Genomic DNA, 8,430 nt, shown 5'->3' on the forward strand with positions numbered 1-8,430 from the left:
GTACACCCGTGCTCCTCCCTACGGCGTAGGGCGCCGGGCCCGTGAAACACGTAGGCTCGGGCTACCGCACCAATCGTTGTCGTACGGCAGGAGTTCCGTCGTGATCCCCGGTGGTCAGCCCAATATGCAGCAGCTGCTTCAGCAGGCTCAGAAGATGCAGCAGGACCTTGCGGCCGCCCAGCAGGAGCTGGCGGAGACGCCCGTGGAAGGTTCCGCGGGCGGCGGCCTGGTCAAGGCCACGGTGACCGGCTCCGGTGAGCTCCAGGGCCTGGTCATCGACCCCAAGGCGATCGACGCCGACTCCCCGGAGGAGACGGCCGAGACGATCGCCGACCTCGTCCTGGCGGCGGTCCGGGACGCCAACGCCAGCGCCCAGCAGCTCCAGCAGCAGAAGCTCGGTCCGCTCGCCCAGGGCCTGGGTGGCGGCGGCATCCCTGGTCTCCCCTTCTGAGGAGTAGCCAACTAGCGTACGCAGTACGGCAGAAGAGAGAGAAGACGTTCCGTGTATGAAGGCGTGGTCCAGGACCTGATCGACGAGTTGGGCAGGCTGCCCGGCGTCGGTCCCAAGAGCGCGCAGCGGATCGCCTTCCACATTCTTCAGGCCGAGCCGACCGATGTCCGCCGGCTCGCGAACGCGCTGATGGAGGTCAAGGCCAAGGTCCGGTTCTGCAGCGTCTGCGGCAACGTGGCGCAGGAGGAGCAGTGCCGGGTCTGCCTGGACCCGCGGCGTGATCGGGCGGTCATCTGTGTCGTGGAGGAGCCCAAGGACGTCGTGGCGATCGAGCGGACCCGTGAGTTCCGCGGCCGCTACCACGTCCTCGGTGGGGCGATCAGCCCGATCGAGGGCGTCGGCCCCGACGACCTGCGGATCCGGGAACTGCTGGCCAGACTCGCGGACGGCACCGTCACCGAGCTGATCCTGGCCACCGACCCGAACCTCGAGGGCGAGGCCACGGCCACGTATCTGGCCCGCATGATCAAACCCATGGGGCTGAGAGTGACACGGCTGGCGAGCGGGCTGCCGGTCGGAGGCGATCTGGAGTATGCCGACGAGGTCACGCTCGGGCGGGCCTTCGAAGGGAGGAGACTTCTCGATGTCTGACGCCACGCTGCACAACGCGACACAGAACCCGGACGACTTCGCCGTTTCGATCTCCGACTCGATCGAGAGCTTCATCGTCGCCGTCACGGAGGTCGCCAAGGGCGACGAGCCGGACAGCGCGGTGCCCTTCCTGCTGCTGGAGGTCTCCCAGCTGCTGCTCACCGGCGGCCGGCTGGGCGCCCACGAGGACATCGTCCCCGATGACCGGTACGAACCGGACACCGGTCCGGAACCGGACGTCGACGACCTGCGTGAGCGTTTCGCGGTCCTGCTCGACCCGGTGGACGTCTACTCCGAGGTCTTCGACCCGTACGTCCCGCGCAGCGAGCCGGTCGCCAGCCGGATCTCCGACGATCTGGCCGACATCGTCACCGACCTGCGGCACGGCCTGGCGCACTACCGGGCGGGGCGGGTGGCCGAGGCGCTGTGGTGGTGGCAGTTCTCCTACCTCTCCAACTGGGGCCCGACCGCCTCGGCCGCGCTGCGCGCGCTGCAGTCGCTGGTCGCCCACGTACGCCTGGACCAGCCGCTGGACGAGCTGGACGGTCTGGACACCGACAGTAGTGTCGACGGGGACGAGGAGCGGCTCGCGGAGGAGGCCGGGAGGGTGATGGCCGCGGAGATCGCCCGGCCGCTGGGGCTGCGCGGCACGACGGCCGGCGTGGCCCATCCGGCAGGACCGGTCCTGTGACCTGGGTTACGTTTCCGTGTGTACGGGCGAGGAGCGGGCATGTGCTCCGCCGGGCGGGCGCGATGGGGCGTCACGCGGAACCACGGAACGAGATGTGACCCACGGTGATCACTACAGTGAGTGGTCGGCCGGTGAGTGGTCGTTCGATGAGCGACCGGTCGGCGGGCGGCCAGTCGGTGCGTGATCAATCGGTGAGTCGGTCATCTCAGGATGTGGTATCAGCGGGGCGGACTCCGCTCGCTCGTTAGACTGAGCCGACCGCAGTACCCCCATTTCCGGGGGTCCGGGAGGAAACTCCCGAAGAGACAGTTGCGAGGAGCGCACGTGGGCCTTGTCGTGCAGAAGTACGGCGGCTCATCCGTTGCGGATGCCGAGGGCATCAAGCGCGTTGCCAAGCGAGTCGTCGAAGCCAAGAAGAACGGCAACCAGGTTGTCGTAGTGGTTTCGGCGATGGGCGACACGACGGACGAGCTGATCGATCTCGCGCAGGAAGTGTCCCCGATTCCGTCGGGGCGTGAGTTCGACATGCTGCTGACCGCCGGAGAGCGGATCTCCATGGCCCTGCTGGCGATGGCGATCAAAAACCTCGGTCACGAGGCGCAGTCCTTCACCGGGAGCCAGGCCGGTGTCATCACCGACTCCGTGCACAACAAGGCACGGATCATCGATGTCACGCCGGGCCGGATCAAGACGTCCGTCGACGAGGGCAACATCGCCATCGTCGCCGGCTTCCAGGGTGTGTCCCAGGACAAGAAGGACATCACGACGCTGGGGCGCGGTGGGTCGGACACGACCGCCGTCGCGCTGGCGGCCGCCCTGGACGCCGATGTCTGTGAGATCTACACCGATGTGGACGGTGTCTTCACCGCCGACCCGCGGGTCGTGAAGAAGGCCCGGAAGATCGACTGGATCTCCTTCGAGGACATGCTGGAGCTGGCCAGCTCCGGTTCCAAGGTGCTGCTGCACCGCTGCGTCGAGTACGCACGTCGTTACAACATCCCGATCCACGTCCGCTCGTCCTTCTCGGGACTGCAGGGCACGTGGGTCAGCAACGAACCGCAAGGGGACCAGCCGATGGAGCAGGCAATCATCTCGGGCGTCGCACACGACACCTCCGAGGCGAAGGTCACGGTCGTCGGGGTTCCGGACAAGCCGGGCGAGGCCGCGCGCATCTTCCGTGCGATCGCGGACTCCGAGGTCAACATCGACATGGTCGTGCAGAACGTGTCGGCCGCCTCGACCGGTCTGACCGACATCTCCTTCACGCTGCCCAAGGCCGAGGGCCGCAAGGCCGTCGCGGCCCTGGAGAAGACCCGCGCCGCGGTCGGCTTCGACTCGCTGCGCTACGACGACCAGATCGCCAAGATCTCGCTGGTCGGCGCCGGCATGAAGACCAACCCGGGCGTGACGGCGACGTTCTTCGAGGCGCTGTCGAACGCGGGCGTGAACATCGAGCTCATCTCGACCTCCGAGATCCGCATCTCGGTGGTCACCCGCGCCGATGACGTCAACGAGGCCGTGCGCGCCGTGCACACCGCCTTCGGTCTCGACACGGACAGTGACGAGGCCGTGGTCTATGGCGGCACCGGTCGATGATTCCGGCCGAGGCGGGCCGTCCGTCCCTCGCTGACACCGCGGGGGCGGACGCCCGCACGGCCCGCAACAAGCCGCATCTCGCCGTCGTCGGTGCCACCGGCGCCGTCGGTTCGGTCCTGCTCGGCATCCTGTCCGAGCGGGCCGACGTCTGGGGCGAGATCCGGCTGATCGCCTCAGCCCGCTCGGCCGGCCGCAAGCTGACCGTGCGGGGCGAGGAGGTCGAGGTCGTCGCGCTGGGCGAGGATGCCTTCGACGGCATCGACGTCGCCATGTTCGACGTCCCCGACGAGGTCGCCGCGCAGTGGGTGCCGGTCGCGGTGTCCAAGGGCGCGGTGGTGGTGGACAATTCGGGCGCGTTCCGGATGGATCCGGACGTGCCGCTGGTCGTTCCCGAGGTCAACGCGCACACCGCGCGGGTGCGTCCGCGCGGCATCATCGCCAACCCCAACTGCACCACGCTGTCGATGATCGTCGCGCTGGGCGCACTGCACGCCGAGTACGGGTTGAGCGAGCTGATCGTCTCCTCGTACCAGGCCGTCTCCGGGGTGGGGAAGGCCGGCGTGGACACGCTGCGGGCGCAGCTGTCGGCGGTGTGCGGTACGGAACTGGGCGCGAAGCCCGGCGACGTACGACGGGCCGTCGGCGACACGCTGGGGCCGTTCCCGGCGCCGATCGCGCTCAACGTGGTGCCCTGGGCCGGCACGCTCCAGGAGGACGGCTGGTCCTCCGAGGAGCTCAAGGTCCGGAACGAGACCCGCAAGATCCTGGGGATGCCGGAGCTGCCGGTCACTGCGACCTGTGTGCGGGTGCCGGTACTGACGACCCACTCGCTCGCCGTGCACGCGCGGTTCGAGAACGAGGTCACGGTCGCCGGCGCGCACGAGATCCTGGCCGCGGCGCCGGGGGTCGTGCTGTGTGACGACCCGGCGGAGGAGGAGTACCCCACGCCGTCCGACGTCGTCGGTACGGACCCGACCTGGGTGGGCCGGGTGCGGCGCTCGCTGGACGATCCGCGGGCGCTGGAGCTGTTCGTCTGCGGGGACAATCTGCGCAAGGGCGCGGCGCTGAACGCCGCGCAGATCGGCGAGTTGCTGGCGGGGGAGCTGCGGAAGTAGACGGTGACGGTCGCGTCGCCGGGCTCCGGGCCCGTGACGAGTGAGTGCGCCGTGCCGGAGCCGGTGGGGGTCGTGAGGCCGCTGCGCCCGATGGGGCGAGTACCAGCCGTGCGGAGAGGGCGACTTGGCGTGATTGGCCGTCGCGAGCGGACCGCCTGGGAGATACTTTGCGGGTCGTGTGAAGATTCTGTGAGCGAATTACTGGCCCAGACCTCTTGATCTGGGCTGACGATCTGTTCGACCATTCGCTCCCCGCCACACTGCAACCGGCAGTTGGGCGGGGAGCGTCTTTGTGGCCGCCCTCAGGGGATGGTCCGGGATGTCCGCGGGCCGCTTGGCAAGCCCTCGGGTGTCGGCAACGCGTCGGGATATATAGGGCATTCGGGAAGAGCTGGTACGCATGAGGGCATTTGATGCACCGTCAAAAGCGGTGCCTTGCGCGTACAACCCTTACAGGGGGAAGCGTGTCCAACAGGCGTGGCAGAGGTACTCGGATTCACGATCGCGCCAGTGGGCGCCGCAGGGGCGCCGGCGCGTCCCCATCGGTCCCGCACGGCCGGGGGCATGCCGGTGATCGCCCCCTGGCCCACCACGCGTCCCGCGCAGCTTCCTTCTCAGCGTGGGGACACTGACGAGGCGATGGCAGCGGGCACCACAGTCGACCACCTCACGGAGACCTACCGCGCGCACTACCGCTCGCTGCTCGGTCTCGCCGCGCTGCTCCTCGACGACACCGCCTCCTGCGAGGACGTCGTCCAGGAAGCCTTCATCCGCGTGCACTCCGCGCGCGGGCGGGTGCGCGAACCCGAGAAGACCCTCGCCTATCTCCGGCAGACCGTCGTCAACCTCTCCCGCTCCGCGCTGCGCCGCCGCATCCTCGGACTCAAGCTGCTGTCCAAGCCGATGCCCGACATGGCCAGCGCCGAGGAGGGCGCGTACGACCTGCTGGAGCGCGACCAGCTGATCAAAGCGATGCGCGGACTCCAGCGTCGGCAGCGCGAGGTGCTGGTGCTGCGCTACTTCGCCGATATGACCGAGGCGCAGGTGGCCGAGACGCTGGGCATATCGCTCGGCTCGGTCAAGGCGTACGGCTCGCGCGGTATCGCGGCGCTCCGCGTCGCGATGGAGGCTCCGGCATGAGTGGCAAGGCGTACGGGAGTGGCAAGGGGGCCGGGAGCGGCCAGACGTACGGGAGTGGCTGGGCGTCCGGCCGGAACGGCTCGTTCGCCGGGGGTGCTGCGGATCGTCCGGGGGGAACGGACGGCCGGGTGGGCCCCGACGGTCCGGGTGGTCCGGACGGCTCGGGCGCGGGGCAGGGGGGCGTCCCGTGCGACCCGTCCGGGGAAGCGGGCGATGACATCGGTGTCACGGACAGCTCGGTGGCCGGCACGGAACGTAGGGCCGGCGCGGTACCCGGATCCGGTGCGGTACCCAGGTCCGGCGGTGCGGACCGCCGCGACTCCGCCCGTGAGCGTGCGCGCGACTCCGCCCGGGACCGCGACGGCGCCAGTGACCGCGCACAGGACGGCTGGACGCGGCTGACGGCGCTCGTCCGGGAGGGCGACCCGTCCGACGGCGCGGCGTACGACGGAGAGACTCACGGCGGCGAGGCGTACGACAGGGGCGTGCGCGGCCGGGCGGGACACGAGCGCGCGACGCACGACGACGAGACGCACGACCGTGACACGGGTGCCGAGGTCGCCTTCGGCGGCGGGAGCAGCCGCGGGGGCGGTAGCGGCGGCGGGCACGACCACGGGCGCAGCCACCCCACGGGTGGTTTCGGCGGCGAGGACGACCTGCGGCGACTGCTGCAGTCCCGCGTCGGCGACCTCGAACCGGCACCGGACGCGCTGGATCAGCTGCGCCGCGCGGTCCCCGCACGCCGTCAGCGCCGCCGGCACGCCCTCGTGGGCGCGGCCGCCGCGCTGCTGCTCGGCGGCACGTCCATCCCGGCCATGGTCCACGTCGCCAACCTCGCCGACGGCTCCCCCGACCGGGCCGCCAACGCCGCGAGCAGCCAGCGCGCCCAGGACGGCGCCGAGGGCGCGCACGGCGAGGGCACCGAACAGGCCGGACCGCGGCCGCCCGGCAAGGACGGCACGAAGCCCGGCGCGGGCGAGCCCGCGGGCAAGGGCAAGAGCACCGAGAAGAACGGCGCCGGCCACGGCGCCGGAGCGGGCACCCCGGCCCCGGACGAGACCATGGACGTCACCTCGCCGGCCTGCTCCCGCGACCAGCTCGGCCAGGGCACCGGCACGGTCCGCCCGGCCGACTCCGCGGGCCGGGTCTACGGCTCGTTCCGTGTGGTGAACACCTCCGGCGCGGCCTGCTCCGTCGAGGGCGGCGGCACCGTCGGCGTGGTCGCACAGGGCAGCACCAACCCCGACCGCATCCACGTCGTCGACCACACCTCGGGTGATGAGGCGACCGGTCTGCCCGACCCGGCGACCACGCCGGACAAGCTCGTGCTCAAGCCGGGCGAGGCGTACGAGGTGCAGTTCGCCTGGATCCCGGAGTCCGGGGGCGGCACCACCGGGTGCGTCAGCCCGGGGCCCTCGCCGACGCCCGACCCCACCAAGGACCCGGGTCAGTCCCCGGACGCCGGCGCCACCACGGCCGGTGACGGGGGCGGTGGCGGCGGCCAGGCGGGCGGCGACGAGGGGTCCGCGGGCGGCGGCGGTGCGGCGCCCGGAGGGATCGTTCTCAGCCACACACCGGAGGCCGGTGAGCCCGCCGCGGCGGACACCAAGGTCTCCGACGCCTGCGCGGGCACGGTCTACCGCACGGAGGCCCTGGCGGCGCAGTGACGCCGGGGGCCGGCGGCCGGTGCGGGGGCGCCGGGGCCGGTGCGGTGTGACCGGCCGGCGGGCCGGTTCGAGGGCGCCGGGGCCGGTGTGGTGACCCGAGGGGCTGTGGAGCGGCTGCCGGGCGACGGCTGCGGGTCCGCGCCGGAGGGGGCGGTGCGGTCGCGCCGGGCGGGACCCGTACCGTTGAGGGCGTGTACCGGTTCCTGCTGACCCCGCGGTGGTGGGGAATCAACGTCTTCGCCGTACTGGCGATCCCCTTCTGCATCTTCATGGGCAGCTGGCAGCTGGGCCGCTTCGAGGACCGCGTCGCCACGCACCAGCAGCAGGAGGACCGCTCCGACCGCGCCAAGACCGCGGCGGCCCGCCCGGTCGACAGCCTGCTCCCGGTCGACAAGATCACGTCAGGTCGGCAGGCCAGCGCCCGCGGGCACTACGACACCGGTCACCAACTGCTCGTACCGAGCCGCACGTTGAAGGACAACCACGGCGAGCGGCAGGGCTTCTACGTCCTCGACCTGCTGCGTACCGACCACGGCAAGGCCCTCCCGGTCGTACGGGGCTGGCTGCCCGGTGACGCCGGCTCGAAGGCCGATACGGCGAAGGTGCCCGCGCCGCCCAAGGGCGAAGTGACGGTCACCGGCGCGCTCCAGGCTTCCGAGAACCAGGGGACCGACGGCGTACAGGCGGGCGGTGGGCTGCCGCAGGGGCAACTCGGCATGATCAGCGCCGCGTCGCTGGTCAACATCGTGCCGTACGAGGTCTACGACGCCTGGATCACGCTCACCGACGCCCAGGCCCCGCTGCGCGCCGTCCCGCCGGCCGCGGCCGAGGGCAGCGGCCTGGACCTCAAGGCGTTCCAGAACCTCGGCTACACCGGGGAGTGGTTCGTCTTCGCCGGCTTCGTCGTCTTCATGTGGTTCCGCCTCTTCCGCCGCGAAGCCGAAGCCGCCAAGGACGCGGCCCTGGGCCTCCTGCCGGAGCCGGAGACGGGGGCGGATCCGGAGGCGGGGGCGGGGGCGGGAGTCGAGGTCGGAGCAGGTGCTGGTGACGGCGGCGAGGCCGGGGCGGGTGCTGGTGACGGGCCGGGCGAGGGTGTGGATGAGGCGGCGGGGGTGGGAC

8 protein-coding genes are annotated in these 8,430 nt (G+C 71.2%); all 8 read left to right on the forward strand.

Features of this window, described 5'->3' with window-relative positions; all coding sequences use genetic code 11:
- The first annotated feature begins 100 nt into the window (after nt 1-100).
- Nucleotides 101-451 carry a YbaB/EbfC family nucleoid-associated protein gene (locus OO62_RS27860; protein WP_077193086.1) on the forward strand — a complete coding sequence of 117 codons (351 nt, stop codon included), beginning with the start codon at nt 101-103 and terminating at the stop codon, nt 449-451.
- A 51-nt stretch (nt 452-502) separates the two neighbouring features.
- Complete coding sequence (gene recR / locus OO62_RS27865) at nt 503-1,102, forward strand: recombination mediator RecR (RefSeq protein WP_033270362.1); 600 nt, start codon at nt 503-505, stop codon at nt 1,100-1,102.
- Nucleotides 1,095-1,793 (forward strand): DUF5063 domain-containing protein, encoded by a 699-nt coding sequence (locus OO62_RS27870; protein WP_051733665.1) that lies wholly within the window; start codon nt 1,095-1,097, stop codon nt 1,791-1,793. The genes recR and OO62_RS27870 overlap by 8 nt, the downstream gene beginning before the upstream one ends.
- A gap of 324 nt (nt 1,794-2,117) precedes the next feature.
- Nucleotides 2,118-3,389: an aspartate kinase gene (locus tag OO62_RS27875; RefSeq protein WP_033270363.1), complete on the forward strand. Its 1,272-nt coding sequence runs from the start codon at nt 2,118-2,120 to the stop codon at nt 3,387-3,389.
- Nucleotides 3,386-4,504, forward strand: a complete 1,119-nt coding sequence (locus OO62_RS27880) for an aspartate-semialdehyde dehydrogenase (protein ID WP_033270364.1) — start codon at nt 3,386-3,388, stop codon at nt 4,502-4,504. The genes OO62_RS27875 and OO62_RS27880 overlap by 4 nt, the downstream gene beginning before the upstream one ends.
- Nucleotides 4,505-4,981: 477 nt before the next feature.
- The gene (locus OO62_RS27885) at nt 4,982-5,644 is read left to right on the forward strand and encodes a SigE family RNA polymerase sigma factor (protein ID WP_180290083.1); all 663 of its coding nucleotides are present in this window, start codon (nt 4,982-4,984) and stop codon (nt 5,642-5,644) included.
- A 239-nt stretch (nt 5,645-5,883) separates the two neighbouring features.
- Nucleotides 5,884-7,311, forward strand: coding sequence for a hypothetical protein (locus tag OO62_RS40890; protein WP_228332498.1), 1,428 nt, complete (start codon nt 5,884-5,886; stop codon nt 7,309-7,311).
- Nucleotides 7,312-7,502: 191 nt separating this feature from the next.
- On the forward strand, nt 7,503-8,430 hold a 928-nt coding region (locus OO62_RS27895; RefSeq protein WP_033270366.1), incomplete at its 3' end, for an SURF1 family protein.

The organism is Streptomyces lydicus, assembly GCF_000717345.1.
Lineage (GTDB): Bacteria > Actinomycetota > Actinomycetes > Streptomycetales > Streptomycetaceae > Streptomyces > Streptomyces lydicus.